Annotated in this window: 20 protein-coding genes; 11 read left to right on the top strand and 9 right to left on the bottom strand. The window is 69.4% G+C overall.

The genetic code is table 11. From position 1 onward, the window contains the following. Window positions 1-5: 5 nt before the first annotated feature. Window positions 6-1,259, bottom strand: coding sequence for an FAD/NAD(P)-binding oxidoreductase (locus tag JT689_RS08615; RefSeq protein ID WP_010903320.1), 1,254 nt, complete (start codon window positions 1,257-1,259; stop codon window positions 6-8). Between the two features lie 312 nt (window positions 1,260-1,571). On the opposite strand from JT689_RS08615, the gene JT689_RS08610 reads away from it, so the two are divergent. From JT689_RS08610 to JT689_RS08590, 5 genes are all read left to right on the top strand, one after another. Further along, window positions 1,572-2,393, top strand: a complete 822-nt coding sequence (locus JT689_RS08610; RefSeq protein WP_205250963.1) for a hypothetical protein — start codon at window positions 1,572-1,574, stop codon at window positions 2,391-2,393. Then, the gene (locus JT689_RS08605; RefSeq protein ID WP_205250962.1) at window positions 2,390-2,905 is read left to right on the top strand and encodes an Hsp20/alpha crystallin family protein; all 516 of its coding nucleotides are present in this window, start codon (window positions 2,390-2,392) and stop codon (window positions 2,903-2,905) included. The genes JT689_RS08610 and JT689_RS08605 overlap by 4 nt, the downstream gene beginning before the upstream one ends. Window positions 2,906-3,043: 138 nt before the next feature. Continuing rightward, window positions 3,044-3,235 (top strand): hypothetical protein, encoded by a 192-nt coding sequence (locus JT689_RS08600; RefSeq protein ID WP_010903317.1) that lies wholly within the window; start codon window positions 3,044-3,046, stop codon window positions 3,233-3,235. Window positions 3,236-3,290: 55 nt separating this feature from the next. After that, a complete protein-coding gene (locus tag JT689_RS08595; RefSeq protein ID WP_205250961.1) occupies window positions 3,291-3,863 on the top strand; it encodes a DUF6149 family protein in 573 nt (190 codons plus the stop codon). A 119-nt stretch (window positions 3,864-3,982) separates the two neighbouring features. Then, window positions 3,983-4,210, top strand: a complete 228-nt coding sequence (locus JT689_RS08590; protein WP_049892518.1) for a hypothetical protein — start codon at window positions 3,983-3,985, stop codon at window positions 4,208-4,210. 25 nt (window positions 4,211-4,235) lie between these two features. Here the strand turns inward: JT689_RS08590 and JT689_RS08585 are convergent, their stop codons facing one another. Next, window positions 4,236-4,688 (bottom strand): DUF5518 domain-containing protein, encoded by a 453-nt coding sequence (locus JT689_RS08585; protein ID WP_205250960.1) that lies wholly within the window; start codon window positions 4,686-4,688, stop codon window positions 4,236-4,238. A 72-nt stretch (window positions 4,689-4,760) separates the two neighbouring features. Then, the gene (locus JT689_RS08580; RefSeq protein WP_205250959.1) at window positions 4,761-6,077 is read right to left on the bottom strand and encodes an NAD(P)/FAD-dependent oxidoreductase; all 1,317 of its coding nucleotides are present in this window, start codon (window positions 6,075-6,077) and stop codon (window positions 4,761-4,763) included. 120 nt (window positions 6,078-6,197) lie between these two features. Here JT689_RS08580 and JT689_RS08575 point away from each other — a divergent pair, with 120 nt between their 5' ends. Both JT689_RS08575 and JT689_RS08570 read left to right on the top strand, forming a co-directional pair. Then, complete coding sequence (locus tag JT689_RS08575; protein WP_205250958.1) at window positions 6,198-7,103, top strand: homoserine kinase; 906 nt, start codon at window positions 6,198-6,200, stop codon at window positions 7,101-7,103. Window positions 7,104-7,314: 211 nt separating this feature from the next. Further along, complete coding sequence (locus JT689_RS08570; protein WP_205250957.1) at window positions 7,315-9,399, top strand: thermonuclease family protein; 2,085 nt, start codon at window positions 7,315-7,317, stop codon at window positions 9,397-9,399. A gap of 9 nt (window positions 9,400-9,408) precedes the next feature. On the opposite strand, the gene pdxS is transcribed toward JT689_RS08570, so the two are convergent. Beyond that, a complete protein-coding gene (pdxS, locus tag JT689_RS08565; RefSeq protein ID WP_010903311.1) occupies window positions 9,409-10,317 on the bottom strand; it encodes a pyridoxal 5'-phosphate synthase lyase subunit PdxS in 909 nt (302 codons plus the stop codon). 198 nt (window positions 10,318-10,515) lie between these two features. Here pdxS and JT689_RS08560 point away from each other — a divergent pair, with 198 nt between their 5' ends. Next, complete coding sequence (locus JT689_RS08560) at window positions 10,516-11,199, top strand: DUF1405 domain-containing protein (protein ID WP_205250956.1); 684 nt, start codon at window positions 10,516-10,518, stop codon at window positions 11,197-11,199. Between the two features lies 1 nt (window position 11,200). On the opposite strand, the gene JT689_RS08555 is transcribed toward JT689_RS08560, so the two are convergent. Together JT689_RS08555 and JT689_RS08550 are read right to left on the bottom strand one after the other, a co-directional pair. Next, a complete protein-coding gene (locus tag JT689_RS08555) occupies window positions 11,201-11,560 on the bottom strand; it encodes a DsrE family protein (RefSeq protein ID WP_010903309.1) in 360 nt (119 codons plus the stop codon). A gap of 39 nt (window positions 11,561-11,599) precedes the next feature. Beyond that, window positions 11,600-12,505, bottom strand: a complete 906-nt coding sequence (locus tag JT689_RS08550; RefSeq protein WP_049892517.1) for a DUF6293 family protein — start codon at window positions 12,503-12,505, stop codon at window positions 11,600-11,602. Window positions 12,506-12,602: 97 nt separating this feature from the next. Here JT689_RS08550 and JT689_RS08545 point away from each other — a divergent pair, with 97 nt between their 5' ends. Continuing rightward, window positions 12,603-12,881, top strand: a complete 279-nt coding sequence (locus JT689_RS08545; RefSeq protein ID WP_010903306.1) for a PadR family transcriptional regulator — start codon at window positions 12,603-12,605, stop codon at window positions 12,879-12,881. 1 nt (window position 12,882) lies between these two features. On the opposite strand, the gene JT689_RS08540 is transcribed toward JT689_RS08545, so the two are convergent. Together JT689_RS08540 and JT689_RS08535 are read right to left on the bottom strand one after the other, a co-directional pair. Beyond that, complete coding sequence (locus JT689_RS08540; protein WP_268824157.1) at window positions 12,883-14,331, bottom strand: sodium:solute symporter; 1,449 nt, start codon at window positions 14,329-14,331, stop codon at window positions 12,883-12,885. 38 nt (window positions 14,332-14,369) lie between these two features. Continuing rightward, entirely contained in the window at window positions 14,370-14,582 is a 213-nt protein-coding gene (locus JT689_RS08535) for a DUF3311 domain-containing protein (protein WP_205250954.1), read from the bottom strand. A gap of 130 nt (window positions 14,583-14,712) precedes the next feature. Between JT689_RS08535 and dnaG the strand changes: the two genes are divergently transcribed. Further along, window positions 14,713-15,933, top strand: a complete 1,221-nt coding sequence (gene dnaG, locus JT689_RS08530) for a DNA primase DnaG (protein WP_205250953.1) — start codon at window positions 14,713-14,715, stop codon at window positions 15,931-15,933. A gap of 1 nt (window position 15,934) precedes the next feature. On the opposite strand, the gene JT689_RS08525 is transcribed toward dnaG, so the two are convergent. Further along, window positions 15,935-17,257: a TIGR00297 family protein gene (locus tag JT689_RS08525; protein ID WP_012289378.1), complete on the bottom strand. Its 1,323-nt coding sequence runs from the start codon at window positions 17,255-17,257 to the stop codon at window positions 15,935-15,937. A gap of 88 nt (window positions 17,258-17,345) precedes the next feature. Between JT689_RS08525 and JT689_RS08520 the strand changes: the two genes are divergently transcribed. Further along, the gene (locus JT689_RS08520; protein ID WP_012289377.1) at window positions 17,346-17,954 is read left to right on the top strand and encodes an undecaprenyl diphosphate synthase family protein; all 609 of its coding nucleotides are present in this window, start codon (window positions 17,346-17,348) and stop codon (window positions 17,952-17,954) included. Window positions 17,955-17,965 lie beyond the last annotated feature (11 nt).

Here is a 17,965-nt window from a genome sequence, read left to right as displayed (position 1 = left end):
GCCCGCTACTGCTGTGTCGCCGCGCCGAGCTCGTCCATCTCGAAGTTGTCCTGGAGCAACACGTCCTGTTGGTCCGCCACGACCGCCTCCTCCTTGATGAGCTGCTTGTACTTCGACTGCGGTGCCAGGTTCCCGATCAGAACGCCGCCGACGAGCTGGCCGTCCTTGAACGCCAGCCGCCGCCACTCGTTGTCCCCGTAGGACCGCTCGCAGGTCTCGTCGCCGATCGTCGGGAAGCCAAACGAGAGGAACGGGAAGTCGAAGTGCGTGATCGAGTACGACGACACCCAGCGGAACGGCTCGATCTCCACGTCGTGGCCGCTGTCAGCCAGCATCGTCCGCCCCGCGAGCGCACCCTGCTGCTTCGCGGACCCCCACGACCCGTTCTGCGCGCGCTCGTCGAGGATCGTGTCCCAGTACTGTGTGATGTCGCCGGCCGCGTAGATGTCGTCCACCTCGGTCCGCATGTACTCGTCGACGTGCACGCCGTTCTCGATGGTCGCGTCCGTGTCCTGGAGGATCTCCACGTTGAAATCCAGGCCGATAGCCACCCCGGCGAAGTCGGCGTCGTGGCGGACGCCGTTCCCGTCGACGGCGGCCGCGAGTGCGCCGTCGTCGTCGACCTCGAAGTGATCCACGCCGGACTCGAAGACGGGCTCGACGCCCTTCTCGCGGAGCCCCTCGTGGATGATCTCCGCGCCCGCCTCGCTGAGCGCGTACCGCCACCAGCGGTTCCCCCGCATCAGATACTTGGCGTCGACGTCCTGGCCACCACAGATCGCCGCCAGGTCGATCCCAAGCAGGCCCGCACCGACCACAACCCCGGTGTCGGCCGCCTCGGCGTGCTCCCGGATGCGGCGCGCGTCCTCGAACGTCCAGAAGTGATGGACGCCGTCGGCGTCGGCGTTCTCGACGGGGAGGTCGTTGGGCGTGCCCCCCGCCGCCACCAGCAGCTTGTCGTACTCGATCTCGGTGCCCTCGTGGGTTTCGACCGTGTGGGCGTCCGGGTTGATCCGAGTGACCAGCGTGTTCAACTGGATGTCGATGTCGCGCTCGTCGTACCACTCCGGATCGTGAATGCTGATCGGGGCCTCCGGGAGCTTGCCCTTCGCGTACTCCTTGATCAGAATCCGGTTGTACAACGTCTCCCCTTCGTCTGTGAGGACAGTGATGTCGGCGTCCGGAGCCTCCTCGTGGATGGCTTCGGCGGCGGAGCTGCCCGCGATGCCGTCTCCAATGATCACGTACGATGCGCTCATACTGGGGGGTCACGCCTCCAGGGTTAATGTGGGTTGCCATCTCCTCGCCGGCCGGAATTCCGCCGTATCGTCGCCCCAGCAGTCCCACGCCGCGGCGCCAGCACACGACACCGCCGCCTCGCCGTTCCGCCGGGTGGGGTTACGGGGAACACGCCGCCCATCCGACCGCTATATAGCGTTCCCACGCCCTCTATACCGCCAGTTCTGCACTCTGGTGTCGATTCCTGCGCATAATTCAGATAAACTATAATGCTAGTTTATTACCTGTCCCGACGACAGTCCGCATGTCTCCACCCCGGAGACGGACCACCAATGCAGGACCAGTCAGGATTCCGCCAGCAGCAGCTATCGACAGCCCAACAGCGCGCACGCCCGGTCGACGCACGATACGCCCAGTCCGGAACGGTCCGCCAACAGCAACCGGCACAGCAGTCCATCGCCCAACAGCAGCCCATGGCCCGCCCGCAGCCGGTAGCCCAGCAACAGCCCGCCGCACAGCAGCCCGCACAACAGCCATACAAGCAGCCCCGCCAGCAGCCGCCGGCCGAACGCGCCCCGAACTCGAAGATGGCAGCGCCACGGCAGCCTTATGCCCAGCAGCCATCCGCACAGCCGGCGCGCTCGATCCCTGCCCAGTCAGCCGCCGCCAACCCGAACGCGCAGCGGACCCCCAGTACCTGGCAGGCCCAGCAGTCGCAGCCGCGCCAGCCACAGTTCCGACAGCCCGCGCAGTCGGCGTTCAGCCAGCCTGCGATCCAGCAGCCCAGCGCCCAGCCCCAGCGGCCGGCGTTCGAGCAGTCCCCGATGTCGCAGTCCCAGCCCGCCCAGCAGGCACCCGCCAGCCAGTTCACCGCACCGGCAAGCGCCCCGTCGATGCGCGGCCAGCCCCAGCAGTCCGTCGAATCAGCGAACACGAAACTGCTGGTGGAGACGCTCGCGCGCCGGCTCGGTCTCACCACCCAGCAGCTCTCACAGGCCGTTCCGCGACTCGACGTTGCGCTCGGCAGCGCCCAGTCGCGCCACCAGCCCCGGCTGATGGGGTCGGCTGACAGCCAGCCGATCCGTTCGGAGCCCGTCGCCGACGCGCCCCAGCCAGTGAGCCAGCCGGAGTCCGCGACCACCGAAATCCAATGAGCTACGACCCCCGACTCGTCAACGACGCGCCGCGTGCAGCCGCCACCTGGAGCGCGCCCGAACAGGCCGCACCGGTCGGCGCGGCGGGAATGCCCCGCCAGCATCCCCAGATGCCCCAACAGCAGCCGGTCCAAGACGGGGCCAGCCAGCGCCAGGCTGCCACCATCGACCAGCAACCGCCCGCCGCCACGCCCAACGTCGACGTCATCGAATCCGAGGCGGAGGTCGTCGTGATGATCGAAGTCCCGGGGTTCTCCAAGGACGAGATCACGGTCCAGGCCGACGCGAGCAACCTCTACGTGACCGCCGAGCGTTCGAGCGACCCACAGATGGGGATCGAGGGCGACGACAACGTGTTGCTCCGGGAATGCCCGGATCGCCTTGAGCGCGCCATCACGCTCCCCAACTACATCGATCCCGGGGAGGCAACGGCCGAGCACGTTGACGGCGTCTGTCACGTCACTGTGCCGAAAGACGAGGCCGAGCGCCAACACGAGATCGCCTTCCAGTAGCCAGCCAGCCGACCACACGCCGCGTTTTTTCCGGGTGGCCGTGCCACGATCCCCCGGGACCCGAAACGGTCTTTGTGACTGACCACGTATGGGGGGTAGGGCTAGGTGCCGCGGTCACCGCGGGCCTACTGAGTACCGATGTCACAGGATTATCGTCTCGTCTCCACACTCGTTCGCGCCGGCGACAGCCTGCCGTGTCCAGCGGAAGCCGATCCCGTTGTGCAACCAACCAGCACGCCAGGACTGTTACGGGTGACATACCTCAAGGAAGTCACCCGTGTGCCGTTCGCCGAACCCACCCGCGACGCCGACGTGGCGTACGTCGAGTGACCGCGCGGCCACCGGTGTCGGGACGTTCTTGAGTCCGGCCGCCGTACAGGCCTGTATGAAGCTCCGCCAGAACCTTCGCCATTTCGCCTCACAGAAGGCGCTTGAAGTGCCGGGATTGCGCGACGTCGTCCACGACAAGCTCGTCGACATCCACACGAGCATCTTCCTCGATAAGGCGACCGAGTCGCGCCGCGACGAGCGGGAAGCCCACCTCGATGGGTTCTTCGACGCGTCGATGGAGATGTATCTCGTCGCGTTGCAGTCCGGGCTTCCGGAGGCCCAGGCCCGAGAGATCACGCATATCGTCGCCAACTTCGACTTCTACAACCACGGCTGGACGGAGATGATGGAGTTCCCCGGCGACGAGCTCCGCGACCACTACGACCGCCACGCCGACTTCTTCGACGAGCACGACATCACCATCGACAACCCGCTGGGCGCGTTCCAGCCGGCCGACGGCATTCCGGACGCCCCGGCAACCCCTGAGAAGCTCGCCGACGCCGACTTCGAGAACGCCGCCGCCGGCTTCGAGGACGACGTGTACGTCGAAACCGACGACGGCATCCAGAAGGGCGGTGTCGACGAACCCGACGACGTCGACCCCGAGGACAGCCCGTTCGCCGAGTAGTCGAGCACCGCCGCCCGACCGGGCTGGGGGTCGTGACGACCTCGAAGCCACCGGCGCTGTCGCCGGTCAGCCGTGTCGAAGCCACCAGAGCTAAGTGGGGTTCGGGCGACCAGCCTGACGTGACAGCCCCGCCCTCCCCGGAGACCGTCACGACGTACCTCGAAGACGGTGCCCGCATCGCCGGCATCCTCCTCGTCTGGGGTGTGTTGACCTGGTTCTTCCGGTACGGCCTCACGGCGTTCCCCGGGCTCGATGTCGTGTTCGGCTTCGTCGGTGTCCTGAACGCGGTTCTGTACGTGGCGTACCGCACGCTCGACTACCACCACGCGCTCGCCGAAGACGGGTAGCCGGCACACCCCGCGAAATCAACGCTCACCCGGCGTGGTCGACTCGTCGGCCGCGTCGGGCCGCGACCCAGCCGCCGACTCTCGCGCCGAGGACGCCGACGACTGCGGCGAGCGCGAGCACGAGCGCTGCGACCGCGCTGGTGGCTCCGAGGACGAACGCGGGACCAGCGACCTCGAACCAGGCGGGCCCGGACAGCGCCGTCGCGTCCCCGAGTATCGCCGCGAGCAGCCACGCGACCCCAGGGAGGCCGCCGACGACGCCGGCACGCAGGCCGACGGCGTCCGGGTCGGCGGCGCGACCGGCGGCCAGGTACCCGGCGACGAGTCCGGCGACCGCGACGGCGTCCAGCGGGAACTCGCGGCCGCCACCGGACAGCCAGTAGAGCGCGGCCGTCACGGGCATCGACGCGACGCCGCCGAGCAGGGCGTCCCGCCACGTTTCGGAGAGTCGACCGTCGTCGGGGCTGCGTCGGACCATACGGCGGCGGACGGCAGCGATGATAAAAAAGACCAGTGTGAGTTCGCCGCTCGTGCAGTCGGCCGAGCGGGACTACGCGCCGTCCAGAATCCGGTCGGCGGCTTCGTTGCCGGCGACGATGCCGCCGTTCAGCGACCGCTCGGGGTACTGCGCGCGGCTCGCCATGCCCGCGTAGTAGACGCCGTCGTGGCCCTCGCTGGCGAGGTCGTAGGGCACCACCATGTCGAGGTAGCCGCGCTCGTAGACCGGTGCCGTTCGGGGGTTCCGGTTCGTCTCCACCCAGTTCACCGATTCGCGGTCGAAGTCGGGGAACAGCGCCTCGATGCCCGACAGCCAGTGCTCGCGGACCTCCTCGTCGCTCATCTGCCACACCTCGTCGTCGCGGCTCTGGACGTACTTCGGGACGTACAGCAGGTGTTCGCCGCCGTAGCGGCCCGGGTCGATGAAGTTCGTGTGCTCGATGAGCGCGCCGAAGGGCGCGTCGTCGGCGATGTTCAGCCAGTACGTGTCCGTCAGCGCCTCGTCCATCGAAACGATGGAGCAGACGGTTCCCTGGAAGGTGATGTCGCACTCGTAGCCGGTCAGGGATTCGAGCACGGTGGGCATCGCCGCCACGATCACGCCGTCGGCGTCGACGCGCTCGGTGCCCGCCTCGCTGTCGACAGTGACGCCCGTGACATCGCCCGCGTCGTCGCGCTGGATGGCGGTGACACGCGCCCCGGTTTCGATGTGTTCGCGGCCCACGTCCTCAACGAGCGCGTCCAGCAGCCGGCCGAACCCGCCGTCGAGGTAGCCCAACGGCTCGCCGCGCAGCAGGTCGCGCTCGCCCCGGAACTTGATGCGGCCCAGCAGCCACGCCGCGCTCACGTCGTCCATCCGGCTCCCGAACTTCGCTTCCAACAGCGGCTCGAAGAACTGCTCGTAGACGCCCCGCGTCGTGTGCTCGCAGAGGAACTGCTCGACACCGACGTGCTCGAAGTCCGTCAGGTCCTCGTAGGTGTCACGCGACGGCAGGCCGCCCCGCACGTCGAGTTCCTGTGTCAGCATCGCCAGCCGGGCGGTGTCGTAGAGGGACAGATGCGGGAACGCCAGGATCTCCCAGGGCGTGTCCATCGGGTGGACGGTGCCGTCCACGTAGTAGGCGTTCTTCCCGATGGGCCACCGAAGGTCGTCGCCCAGCCCGAGCTCCTCGATGCGGTCGATGATGGTCTCCTCGGCGGCCGAGAGGTGGTGGTAGAACGCTTCGATGGGGTCGCCGGCTGTTTCGTGCGTGGCCGCCAGCCCTCCGACGGTGGCCGACGCCTCGAACACGCGGGCGTCGACGCCGTGTTGTTGGAGGCGTCGCGCAGCCGAGAGGCCAGCGATGCCGCCGCCAACGATAGCAATCATACCTCGGGGTCGCGTGGCAACCGGGGTCAGCGTTACGGTCGACCGCCACGCCGCCGTCCGTGTGAGACGTTGGTTCCCCCCGTCAGCGTTTTCCTCGCCCACAGCAGACGTTACGCCAGCATGGTTGTCACGGTGCGTGCGCCCGCGACGAGCGCGAATCTCGGCAGCGGGTTCGACGTGTTCGGGGTCGCGTTGTCGAAGCCCGCCGATGTCGTTCGAGTCGAGCGCGCCGACACGACAACAATCACTGTCACCGGGGCGGGCGCACAGTACGTGCCCACCAACCCACAGGAGAACACCGCCGGCGTCGTCGCCGCAGCGCTCGACGCGCCGGCCGCGATCCACATCAACAAGGGCGTGCGGCCGTCCTCCGGGCTGGGGTCGTCGGCGGCCAGCGCGGCGGCCGCGACCGTCGCGCTCGCGGAGCTGTACGACCGCCCGCTCGACGACGACGCGCTCGTTCGCGCGGCCGCCCAGGGGGAGGCGGCGGCGTCCGGCGTCGCGCACGCCGACAACGTCGCCCCCGCCATTCTCGGTGGGTTCACCATCGTCCGCGAGGACGGCATCGAGCACGTCGACGCCAGCCTCGCGCTTGCGGTCTGCCTGCCAGAAACGACCGTCTCAACGCGCGATGCGCGCGGCGTCATCCCCGAGTCGGCGGCCATGGAGGCCGTTGTCTCCACCGTGGAGTCGGCCGCCACGCTCACGCTCGGCATGTGTGAAAACGACCCACAGCGGGTCGGCCGCGGCGTCGAGGACGCACTCGTCACGCCGGCGCGTGCCCGACTCATGGACGGGTACGAGGCGGCGTCCGCGGCCGCCCGCGACGCCGGTGCGACCGGCGTGACGATCAGCGGCTCCGGGCCGGGCGTTGTGGCGGTCTGTCGTCGGCGCGACCGCAAGCGCGTCGCCGCCGCGCTCGTGGACGGCTTCGATTCGGCGGGGGTCGCTGCGTCGGCCTACCAGACGCGCATCGGCGACGGTGCCACACGGCTGGCAGCCGATGGTGACGACCGCGCGCCGTGACTGGTGGCAGCCACGGGCACGCTCCGGAGTCCGCTATAGTTATATTGTCAAGAAAACACATGTATGAGCGGCTCTTGAGACGTATTCCCAACCCAAACACCGGGGTTTTTTGTTGGTTTGGAGCGGCGTAACTGGTATCCGGGCGGCGGCGCATCGCAGCCGGGCCGACGACGGATGGCACGTCTCAGCCCACACAGAGACATCCACACCAATGCACAGACGGCAGTTCTTGACCGGGCTTGGCATCTCCCTCGGTGGTGTCACAGTCGGGTCTTCCACCCGGGCGCGTACAGTCATCACAGACACAACCGCAGCGACGGCCGACGACCGTGTCGACGAACTCCTCTTCGATTCGTCGGCGGGCCTCCTGGCCGCACCCCGCACCGACGGCGGCGATCCGGGATTCCTCCCGGACGCCCAGATCGTGGCCGCGGCCGAGCCGACCGCAACGACCGTCGACCGCGACGGCAACGACGACACCACCGCGTACCCCGACGGCGAGACGATCCCGCTGATGGCCGTCGACGGCTCCGTGGTCGCGTTCGCCGCGCCGTTTGCCCCGGACGACAGCGACGCCGGGTCGTACGGCAACGAGGACGTGTTGCTGAACGTCTTCGACGCCTACGCCGACGCGGGCACGATCTACTGGGACGACGGCCACGACCAGTTCTACGACCGCGCCTCGCACTCGGCGGTGGCCGCGCGCGCCGACACCGCGGGCCACACGGTCGCCGCGACGACCGACATCGCCGACGCGGTCACCCGTGAGGACGCCGCCGCGGCCGTCGTCACGTCCCCCGCCGACCCGTTCAGTGCCGCCGAACAGGACGCGCTGGCGGCGTTCGCCGCCGACGGCGGGCTCGTGGTGTTGATGAGCCAGTCGGACTATAAGAACTACGACGCCACGGCATCGCTCAACGACCTCGCCGACGGCATCGACACCACCATCCGGTTCAACGACACGCAGGTCACCGACGACCAGCACAACGCCGGCGCAGCGTTCGCGCCGACGACGGCGACGTTCCCCAGCGACGACCACGCGTCGCTGCTGGCGGCTCGCACTGACGGGACCGACGATGTCACGATCACCGCCGACGAAACGTACACCGTCGACGTGGTTCGGGTCACCGACGGCGACACTGTCGACGTGCGGTTCCGAGACGGCACGACCGACACGGTTCGCATCGTCGGCATCGACACACCGGAAACCGGCCAGACGACCGAGCGGGTCGCCGAATACGAGGGCATCACTGACGCCGCCGCGCTGAAAGCCCGCGGCGACGCCGCGACCGCGTACGCACGGGACGCGCTCGGCGGACAGACGGTCACGCTGTCCTTCGATGCGGGCGGGCCAGCGCGCGGCGACTACGGCCGCCTCCTGGGGTATCTCACGCTCCCGGACGGCACCACGTACAACCGCCGCGCCGTCGCCGACGGCGTGGCGCGCGTCTACGCCTCCGCGTTCTCCCAGTACGACGACTACTGGGCGGCCGAAGCCACAGCCCGGGCCGCCGGCGACGGGCTGTGGGGGCTCTCGGACCCGACCGCCATCGGCGGCCCCGACAGTCGATCCGTCGAGTCGCTGTTCTTCCCCGATCCGGTCGCGGTGACCGGCGGCCAGACAGTGGTCACGTCGGCCGACAGCACGCCCCTCGTCACCGCCGATGCTGCCGCCCGCGTCGCCGCGGTCGGCGGCCCGCTCATCGACGAAGGGTTCGAGCCCGCCGAGTCCGACGGCGCCGCCACCAACGAGGGCCACGACGTCTCGATGTTCGTCGCCGAGCTCATCGACTGCCTCGCTGCGGACGGCTTGTCCGCGCCCGTGCTCGTCGACGGCGGCCACGGCCAGTTCGGCAGCGACGCCGCGCTCTCCGCGGAGGACGTGGCGTACTTCCAGCGGTTCCTCGAAGGCTGGTCGCCGGCCGGCGTGGATCTGGACGGCGTCACCACCCTCCCCCACGACACCGGGCCGGCGCTCTGTCACGCCGACGGCACGCCGGCCGCCAGCGCGCTCATCGTCTCGTCGCCCACGACCGCGTTCACGGCGGCTGAGCGCCGCGCGGTCGCCGACTTCGCCGACGCCGGGGGCGCTGTCATCCTCATCGGGTCGGCGGCCGACACCGACGCACTGGCGCGGTTCGCGCCGCTCACCGATGCACTGGATACGACCGTCGGATTCACCACGACGCCGGTCACCGACCGGACACACAACCTCGGCGGCGATCCCACGCGGCCGACGACGACGGCACTCACGGAGCCGGCCGCCGTGCTCGGCTCGAACGCGACCTCGCAGTAGCCGCGGCGCCTAGTTCCCGCGGTCCTGCATCCGCTCGTCCTCGGGCAGGTCGGCGTTCGGGTCGCCCTGCATGCCCTCCCCGATGTTCGACGCGATCTCCGCGAGGCGCTCGGGGTCGTCGTGGTTGTTCACGGCGTCCACGACCGCCCGGCCCATGGCCTCGGGGTTCTCTGCGCCGAAGATCCCCGAACCGACGAAGATGCCGTCACAGCCGTGATGCATCATCAGCGCCGCGTCGGCCGGCGTCGCGATGCCGCCCGCCGCGAAGTTGACCACCGGCAGCCGCCCCATCTCCGCGGTCTCGTGCACGAGCTCTCGGGGGGCTTCGTGGTCGCGGGCCCACATGTCCCGCTCCTCGTAATCCATGCCTTCGAGCTTGCGGATGGCGGATTTGATGTTGCGCTGGTGGTGGACCGCCTGGTTGACGTCACCGGTGCCGGCCTCCCCCTTGGTGCGGATCATCGCCGCGCCCTCGTCGATGCGGCGCAGCGCCTCCCCGAGGTTGCGCGCCCCGCAGACGAACGGCGCGGTGAACTCGCGCTTGTCGATGTGGTACTCGTCGTCGGCGGGCGTCAACACCTCGCTTTCGTCGATCATGTCCGCGCCCACCGCCTGCAGGATTTCGGCCTCCTTGCGGTGGCCGATCCGGGACTTCCCCATCACCGGGATCGACACCTCCTCGATGATGCCGGTCAGGCTCGCCGGGTCGGCCATCCGCGCCACGCCGCCGCGCTTCCGAATGTCCGCCGGCACGGCCTCAAGGTTCATCACAGCAACCGCACCCACGTCCTCGGCGATGCGCGCCTGCTCGCGGTTCACAACGTCCATGATGACGCCGCCCTTCTGCATCTTCGCGAACCCGCGTTTCACCAGCTCGCTGCCGCGCCGCAGTTCCTCGAGGTCGGTTTCCGTTGCCATACCATACCGTTGGTTTGGGAGTGCTTAATTGGGCCGGTTGCGGAACGACCTGAACGCAGCGTCACGCCGCCAGCACGCCCCCGACACCGCTCGCTCCGGCGGCCGGCTTCCCCGGCGCTGACGGCCGTGTGACCGCCACTGGCACCCGCCCGGACCGCAAGCGCTATGCGGCGACCGCGCGACCGTCGCCACGTACCGATGCCGACTCGTGACGCCGCCGAGACGACGCCCGACGACACGCTCCCGTGGTACGTCGCCCCGCTCCCGACGCGACTGGAGGACCTCGCGCTCCGGCTGGCGTGGGTCATCGCCGCGATCAACGTCGCAGGCACCGTCTTCGGGTTCTGGTACTACCGCATACAGCTCGCGGACACGCCGCTGGCGGCCTGGATCTTCGTGCCCGACAGCCCGATGGCAACGCTGTTCATCGCGGCCTCGTTGGTGACGTACAAGCTCGACTGGGACGCCGACTGGCTGCACGCGCTGGCGTTTTTCGGCTGTCTCAAACTCGGCCTGTGGACGCCGTTCGTCCAACTCGTCGTGAACGGCCAGGGCGCGCTCTGGTGGGGCATGTACTGGTTCCTGGTGCTCAGTCACTTCGGGATGGCCGTCGAGGCGTTCGTCGTCCACCGCTACGCGACGTTCTCGGTGCCCGCCGTCGGGGTGGCGCTGGCGTGGTACGGCATCAACGACCTCCTCGATTACTTCCTGGGTGTGCTCGGTGGCCCCCACCACACGCTCCTGCGCGCCGAACTCGGGGCCGAAGCTCCCCACGCCCTGTACGCCCACGACATCGCGGCCGCCTGCGCGGTGGCGCTCACCATGCTCGCGACCTACCTCGCGCTCGCCACCCACATCCACGCCACCGAGCACCGCCGGTGACTCACGGCAGCTTCAACATCCGTGCGCCGTCCTCTTGGGCGCGCAGCACCTCCGCGACGCCGGACGGAACCACGGTGACGCCGGACACGAACTCGGCGTTGGTGTAGTCGAAGCGCGCCACCGAGCGCTCGCAGACGGCCACGGTGACGCCCGCCGCGAGCATCTGCGCGACGTTCTCGGCTTCGGGTGCCGACGCGCGCAAGAACCGGACTCCCGGCCCGTTGACGACCACCTCGATGGCCTCCGGCGGGGTTTCGACGCTCGCGTCCTGCACGAGGTTCGCGAGGTTCTGCAACGCCATCGTCCACCCCGACACCGTCTCCGCCGTGATATGCACCACGACACCGGACTGACTGCTCATACACCGCGTGGTTGGAGTGACGCCCGCATAACCCTGCCGTCACTCCCCGGTGCCGGTGTTCTCGTGGGCGCGCACCCACAGCTGGCCGATGCGGGACAGCCACGTCCGGTAGGATTTCCCGTGTTCCTCGCGCTCGACGTACCCCTTCCCGCCCGGTCCGAGTTTGTCAACGGTGTAGGTCACCTTCGACCGGAAGCTGTCGGTGTACTCCTCGTTGAGGTCGTCGGCCAGCGCCGCCGCCAGCTCGCTGACCGACTCGAAGGTGCCGTGCTCGCCGAGGGTGAACAGGATCACCTCCTCGAAGGGCTTGACGTTCGAGAACGACGCCACGGGCAACTCCACGATGTGGCTGCCCCCGATCTCCTTGGCGCCGATGGTGGTGCCGCGCTCGTCGAACTCCGCGAGCAGATCGCGGGCCGCGGTCAGGCGCTCGTCGACCGCGTCCGCGTCGACGTCGCCGTCGGCCACCGACTCAAGCAGGGCGGCGCTGGCGCGTAACTCCTCGGCGAGCTCGGTTTCCAGATACTTCTCGGGGGCCGTGTAGTAGGTGTGGATGCGGTCGCGGTCCTCGGGCTGTTCGACCATCATCGAGTGGGCGGCCGTCGCGAACGCGAACGAGACGGTGCGGGGCATCGACGCGATGTTCACCCACACCTCGCCGTCGGGGTCGGCGTCGAGAACGTCGTCGATGAGCGCGAACGCCTGCTCGAAGGCCGCGTCGTAGTCGTACACGTCGACCACGGACACGCGGTCGGTGTCCGCGCCCAGTAGGTTCCGGAAGTCCTGTTCGAGTTTCTCGGAGATGCGCTGGCTGTACTCCACGTTCGCCTGACTCCCCACGGCCCCCTCCAGGAGAATCACGCGGTCGACCTGTAACTGCTCGCGCACCAGTGGCGCGATCAGCCGGTCGTAGTCGAAGCCGACCGGGACGACGTGCGTCTGCATGCCTTCGGCTTGGAGCATCGGCGGCAAAAGGCTACCGCGCTCCCAGCGAGGCCCCGACACCGCCAGCAGTAATAGCCGGGCACGCCCTATCGGGCGTATGAGCAAGTGGCTGGCGTCCGGGCTGCGACGCGATGTCTGCGTCGTGGTGGCTGGCGAGGGGTCCCCCACCCAGCAGTCCGTGAAGCGCGCCGTCGAACGCAAACACGACGACCGCATCGACCCCCAGCGCTTCGTGGGCGTGATCCGCAAGCTGGAGTCCGCGGGCATCATCGAGCGCGAACGCGACGGCCTCCACGATCGGCTGCTGTTGACCGACGCCGGCCAGCGCCGGCTCCGGGAGCACCACGCCTGGGTGGCCGACTACCTCGACGACTGACTCAGTCCGCGCGCAACGCGTCGACGTACGCGCTCGCGTTCTCCGTGGCGCTGGGCGCCGTCACGGCCGAGACGCCGACGGTCAACACGACGCCGAGGGGGAGGCCGACGACCTGCGCGAACCACCCAAAGTACGACGACGCGATGATCGGGACGCCGGCCAGCGTGACCGGCGGCCCGAAGACGGTCGCGAGGTAGAACGCCTGGGTGCCCAGGACGCCGGCGAACATCCCGGCTTTCGTGGTCCGGCGCCAGTACATCGCCAACGCGACCGGCGGCGCGAGCTGGGCGAACCCACCGAAGGCCGTTGAGCCGACCTCAAGCAGGCTGCCGGGCCGCAGGAGGCTGCCGCCGAACGCCGCGACGGCGAACGCCGCAACGCCGACGCGGCCCAGGGTGTCCTCGCGGCGGGCGGTGGCGTCGGCGTTCACGAACGGCCGGTAGATGTCCCGCGTGAAGTACGACGACCCCGACAGCAGCATGGAATCACTGGACGACATCATCGCGGCGAGCGCGCCCGCAACGACGAGCGCGGCGAACCAGCCGGGCGTGTACTCGCTGAGGAGGATGGGGACGATGTTCTCGCCGTCGGGCAGCGGGAGCCCAACGCCGTTGGCCCACGCGCCCATCAGGAACGCCGGCACGAACAGCAACACGACCAGCAGCGGCCAGATCGCGAACGTGCGCTTGAGGGTGCGCTCGGAGTCCGCAACGAAGAACCGCTGGTTCACTTGCGGGAACATCGAGACGCCGACGGCGATGCCGATGGCCTGCGAGAGCATCCACTGCGGGGAGTACGCGCCGCCGCCGAGCGCGCGGAACTCGGCGGGGAGTGCGCCCGCCAGCCCGCCGGTGGTGCCCGCGATCTCGGCGGCCACCCAGACGAACGCCACCCACGTGATGCCGAGCATGAACACGCCCTGCAGGGTGTCCGTCCACGCGACGCCGCGCATCCCGGAGATGGCGACGTACACGACCATGAACAGCGTGATGAATCCAGCACCCGCCCAGTAGGGGACCGCGCCACCGGTGAGGCCAACCAGCGCTTCCCCGGCACCGATCTGCTGGAGCATCACGTACGGGAACAGCCAGAAGATGCTGACGCCCGCGACCAGCCCGCGCAGGCCCCGGGAGCCGAAGCGGTCGCCGAGCATCTCGCCGAGCGTGACGTAGCCGTTGGCCTTGCCCAGCAGCCACTGTCGGTAGCCCAGGACGTACCACAGCAGCCCGAACAGCACGCCGTCCATGAGGCCCATGACGAGGATCCACTCGGGGCCGTTGGCGTACGCGATGTTCGGCCCGGCGAAGAACGTGAACGCCGACAGCAGCGTGGCGAACGTGGTGAACAGGAGCACGCCAGTGCCCAGGCCACGCCCGGCGAGGTAGTAGTCCTCGGCGTCCCGGTCGGTGACGCGGTACGCGACGAGACCGACCGCCAGCGCCACCACCATGTAGCCAGCCACCACGCCGAGCTCCAGGGCCACGCCGCTCACTGTCGCTCACCCGTCACGAACAACCCCCAGTCGTGGCGCGCGAACGCCCCGAACGCGAGCGCGGTCACGCCCATCCAGGCGATGTGCCACCACAGCCAGACCGGGAGGCCAGCGACGAGCGTGTCGCTGCGCCAGAGGAACCACGGGACGGCAAGCCCGAGCAACACGACGAAACAGCCACCCCAGCCGAGCGCGCGCCATGTTCGCATGGAATCATGGTACGCGTCCCATCCCGGGTTAATCATTGGGTTCCGGGGGTGGCTGCCAGGACGCCGGTTTCATGCCGCTCACGACAGGTATTTGACGACCCCCGTCATACAACAATGCAACACGAAACCGATGGAAGACACCGCCAAATACCTCATTCACGCGGACTTCGTCGTTGACGGCGTCGTCGAGCGCAGCGACGTCGTCGGTGCCGCGTTCGGGCAGACCGAGGGGCTGCTCGGCGACGACCTCGCGATCCCCGACCTCCAGGACTCCGCGAAGCTCGGCCGCATCGACGTCTCCGTGGACAGCGAGGGCGGCCAGTCGTTTGGCGACATCACCATCGCATCCAGTCTCGACCGCGTCGAAACCGCGACGCTTGCGGCGGCCCTCGAAGCCGTCGAACGCATCGGGCCGTGTCGCGCCGACGTCGAAGTCGACCGCATCGAGGACGTGCGCGCCGCCAAGCGCCGCGAAGTCGTCGACCGCGCGAAAGAACTGCTCGCGACCGCCTTCGACGAGGGCGCGATCAACGCCGACGACATCCTCGACGAGGTCCGGGAGAGCGTTCGCGTCGATGACATCACCGACTACGACGGCTTCCCGGCCGGCCCGAACGTCGACTCCAGCGACGCCGTCGTGATCGTGGAGGGCCGCGCCGACGTCGTCACCCTCCTGAAATACGGCATCAAGAACGCCGTCGCCGTCGAAGGCACCAACATCCCCGACGCCATCGCGGCGCTCTCCCGGGAGAAGACCGCGACGGCGTTTCTCGACGGCGACCGTGGCGGCGACATGATCCTGCGCGAACTCGGACAGGTCGGCAGTTTGGACTTCGTCGCGCGCGCCCCGACGGGGGAGTGTGTCGAGGACCTCTCCCGACGGACCGTCGACTCCGCGCTCCGGAACAAAACCCCGGCGTCGGCCGCCGCCCCGATCGCCACCACCCAGTCCGAAACCGCCGCCACGGACGGCAGCGCGACGCCGGCGCCCACCCCCGAGCCGGCGCCGGACACAGCGCCCTCTCCGGACAGCGACGGCGACGACACCGAGGCGGCCGCGCCGCCGACGCTCGCCGAGCACGCCCGCGCGGTCGCGGACACCGAGACTGCACGCCTTCTCGACGACGCGCTCGCCCGCATCCGGGAAGTCCCTGCGGCTGAGGTCGTCGACGCCGTCGCGGACGCCGACTCCGTGCCGGCGGTCGTCGTCGTGGACGCCACGATCACCCAGCGCCTGCTCGATGTCGCCGCTCAGCGCGGCGTCGCGTCGCTGATCGGTGCCGACACCGACGAGTTCGTCAAACAGCCGCTTGCCACGCGCGTTCGCACCCTCGACGACGCCCGCACCTGACTCACGCGACGCCGACAGCGAGCGCGAGCGCACCGCCGACCGCAGCGCCGGTCAGCGTCGCCAGGAAGTTCACACCCTGGTTGGTGAGCACGCGGCCTTCGATGGTTGCGCCCGCGAGGCTGTCGGCGGTCATCCCGGCGACGCCCGCCGCCACCACCACGCCGCCGCCCCGCAGCGTCACGCCGAACACCGCGACCGACAGCACCGCAATGATCGTCGCCCCCACGACGCCCGCGAGCTCGCCCTGCCAGGTGACCGCGCCGTCGGTCCCGGGGTCGACGCGCTCGAACGTCGTCACCAGCCGCGGGGTGTCGAACAGCCCGCCGACCTCCGAGGACAGCGTGTCAGCCAGCGCCGTCGCAACGCTGCCGGCGTACGCGAACAGGAATGCCGTGTCGGCGAACGGCACGTGTGCGTGCGCCGCATACAACACCAACGCGATGAGCGCGGCCGCCGAGTTCCCCAAGACGTTGGCTGTGCCGCGCGCGCCGTCGTTCGGCTCCGCAACACCGCGGTCGGCCTTCAACTCGTACTTGAACTTCGTGGCCAGGCTGCCGACCGCGAAGAACGCAACGAGCACGACGAACCAGCCGTAGCCGCCGAGCACGACGGCAAGCAACCCGAGAAAGACGCCCGTGAGCATGCCCGCGATCGACGTCGCGCCGAGCGCACGCGACACCCACCCGAACGCCGTCGTGACCGCGAGCGCGACGAGCACGCGCTCCCAGGCCGCCACCGTCGGGACGCCGGCCAGCGGTGCCAGCGCCGTGACCACCCACAACACCACGACCACCGACCCCAACACCAGCGGGGCGTCCCGGAGCGCAAACAGTGTCCGCATGATCCCCGCCAGCAGCGCCCCGCTCACCGCCAGAAACACGAACTGGGGCTGTCCCACCGGCGCACCGGCGCTCGCGGCGACCACGGCCTGGCCCGCGAAGGCAGCGCCGGCGGCCGCGACAACGAACCCGCACATCGACAGCGTGCGGTTCTCCCGCACCGCCAACACGAGCCGGCGGCCGAGGTCGCCGTAGCCGACGATGAGCACGGCCGCGACGAACACGTCGGCGGGCGCGCCGAACGCCGGCAGCAACACGGCGGCGATCGCCGCCGCCAGTGCGAACGCCACGAGCGTGTGCAGTCGCCCCGCGTTGCGGTCCCGCACGGTCGACAACACGTCGAACAGCCAGCCGTCGGTGATCACCGCCGCCCCGGCGGCGACGGCCACGAACGGCACTGCGGCTGCACGGCCGAACGCGGGGGCCGCAAGTGACAGCGTCGACACCAGCGCGAACGCCAGTGCGCGCCGCAGGCTCCAATGCACGTCTGCCTCCGATTTGCCGGCCCCGCACTTAACTTCCCCGAAGCCGCGACCCACAACGCTTTGCACGGCGGCGCGTCATGGCCGACACGTGGGCCTGTACGACTACTATCTGGCCGCCCGCGTGCGCCGCCACAGCGCCGAGGCACCCGCACACACTGCGGTCGTCATCACGGAACGCGACCTCCTGGAGGCCGGCGCGTACGACACGCTCGCGGACTTCTACGCGTGGGCGTTCGACTCCGGCGTCGACCGCATCACCGTCTACGTGAGCGTGCTCGACGCCGCCGCCGTCCCGACGCTCGAACGCGAGCTTGGAAACGTCGCTGCGCCCCGCGAGGTCGCGGTGCGGGGCCCCGACGACGACGAGCGCGCGGACGCCCCGATCCAAGTGAGCGTCGGCCACGGCGGCAAACACGAGTTCGCGACCGCCGTGCGGAGCGTCGCCGACGCAGTCGCCGCCGGTGACCTCGACCCCGACGCCATCGACGAGGACGTGATCGAGTCCGAACTCGTGTTCCCGGCTGAACCGGATCTCGTGATCAAGACCGGCGCCGAACGCCTCTCGGATTTCATGATCTGGCAGTCCGTCTACTCGGAGCTCTACTTCACGGACGTCAACTGGCGGGACTTCCGGAAACGCGACTACCTGCGGGCGGTGCTTGATTACCAGAACCGCCAGCGGCGGTTCGGGCGGTGAAACGTCCCCTC

Origin of the sequence: Halobacterium sp. GSL-19 (genome assembly GCF_016917855.1) — an archaeon.
In the GTDB taxonomy this organism is placed as follows: domain Archaea; phylum Halobacteriota; class Halobacteria; order Halobacteriales; family Halobacteriaceae; genus Halobacterium; species Halobacterium salinarum.
This window is presented reverse-complemented; position numbering and strand designations above follow the sequence as displayed.

What these genes read in the sequence shown, in the direction of transcription:
- JT689_RS08615 (WP_010903320.1), bottom strand. Translation starts at nt 1,259, where the DNA reads ATGAGCGCATCGTACGTGATCATTGGAGACGGCATCGCGGGCAGCTCC.
- JT689_RS08610 (WP_205250963.1), top strand. Translation starts at nt 1,572, where the DNA reads ATGCAGGACCAGTCAGGATTCCGCCAGCAGCAGCTATCGACAGCCCAA.
- JT689_RS08605 (WP_205250962.1), top strand. Translation starts at nt 2,390, where the DNA reads ATGAGCTACGACCCCCGACTCGTCAACGACGCGCCGCGTGCAGCCGCC.
- JT689_RS08600 (WP_010903317.1), top strand. Translation starts at nt 3,044, where the DNA reads ATGTCACAGGATTATCGTCTCGTCTCCACACTCGTTCGCGCCGGCGAC.
- JT689_RS08595 (WP_205250961.1), top strand. Translation starts at nt 3,291, where the DNA reads ATGAAGCTCCGCCAGAACCTTCGCCATTTCGCCTCACAGAAGGCGCTT.
- JT689_RS08585 (WP_205250960.1), bottom strand. Translation starts at nt 4,688, where the DNA reads ATGGTCCGACGCAGCCCCGACGACGGTCGACTCTCCGAAACGTGGCGG.
- JT689_RS08580 (WP_205250959.1), bottom strand. Translation starts at nt 6,077, where the DNA reads ATGATTGCTATCGTTGGCGGCGGCATCGCTGGCCTCTCGGCTGCGCGA.
- JT689_RS08575 (WP_205250958.1), top strand. Translation starts at nt 6,198, where the DNA reads ATGGTTGTCACGGTGCGTGCGCCCGCGACGAGCGCGAATCTCGGCAGC.
- JT689_RS08570 (WP_205250957.1), top strand. Translation starts at nt 7,315, where the DNA reads ATGCACAGACGGCAGTTCTTGACCGGGCTTGGCATCTCCCTCGGTGGT.
- pdxS (WP_010903311.1), bottom strand. Translation starts at nt 10,317, where the DNA reads ATGGCAACGGAAACCGACCTCGAGGAACTGCGGCGCGGCAGCGAGCTG.
- JT689_RS08560 (WP_205250956.1), top strand. Translation starts at nt 10,516, where the DNA reads ATGCCGACTCGTGACGCCGCCGAGACGACGCCCGACGACACGCTCCCG.
- JT689_RS08555 (WP_010903309.1), bottom strand. Translation starts at nt 11,560, where the DNA reads ATGAGCAGTCAGTCCGGTGTCGTGGTGCATATCACGGCGGAGACGGTG.
- JT689_RS08550 (WP_049892517.1), bottom strand. Translation starts at nt 12,505, where the DNA reads ATGCAGACGCACGTCGTCCCGGTCGGCTTCGACTACGACCGGCTGATC.
- JT689_RS08545 (WP_010903306.1), top strand. Translation starts at nt 12,603, where the DNA reads ATGAGCAAGTGGCTGGCGTCCGGGCTGCGACGCGATGTCTGCGTCGTG.
- JT689_RS08540 (WP_268824157.1), bottom strand. Translation starts at nt 14,331, where the DNA reads ATGGTGGTGGCGCTGGCGGTCGGTCTCGTCGCGTACCGCGTCACCGAC.
- JT689_RS08535 (WP_205250954.1), bottom strand. Translation starts at nt 14,582, where the DNA reads ATGCGAACATGGCGCGCGCTCGGCTGGGGTGGCTGTTTCGTCGTGTTG.
- dnaG (WP_205250953.1), top strand. Translation starts at nt 14,713, where the DNA reads ATGGAAGACACCGCCAAATACCTCATTCACGCGGACTTCGTCGTTGAC.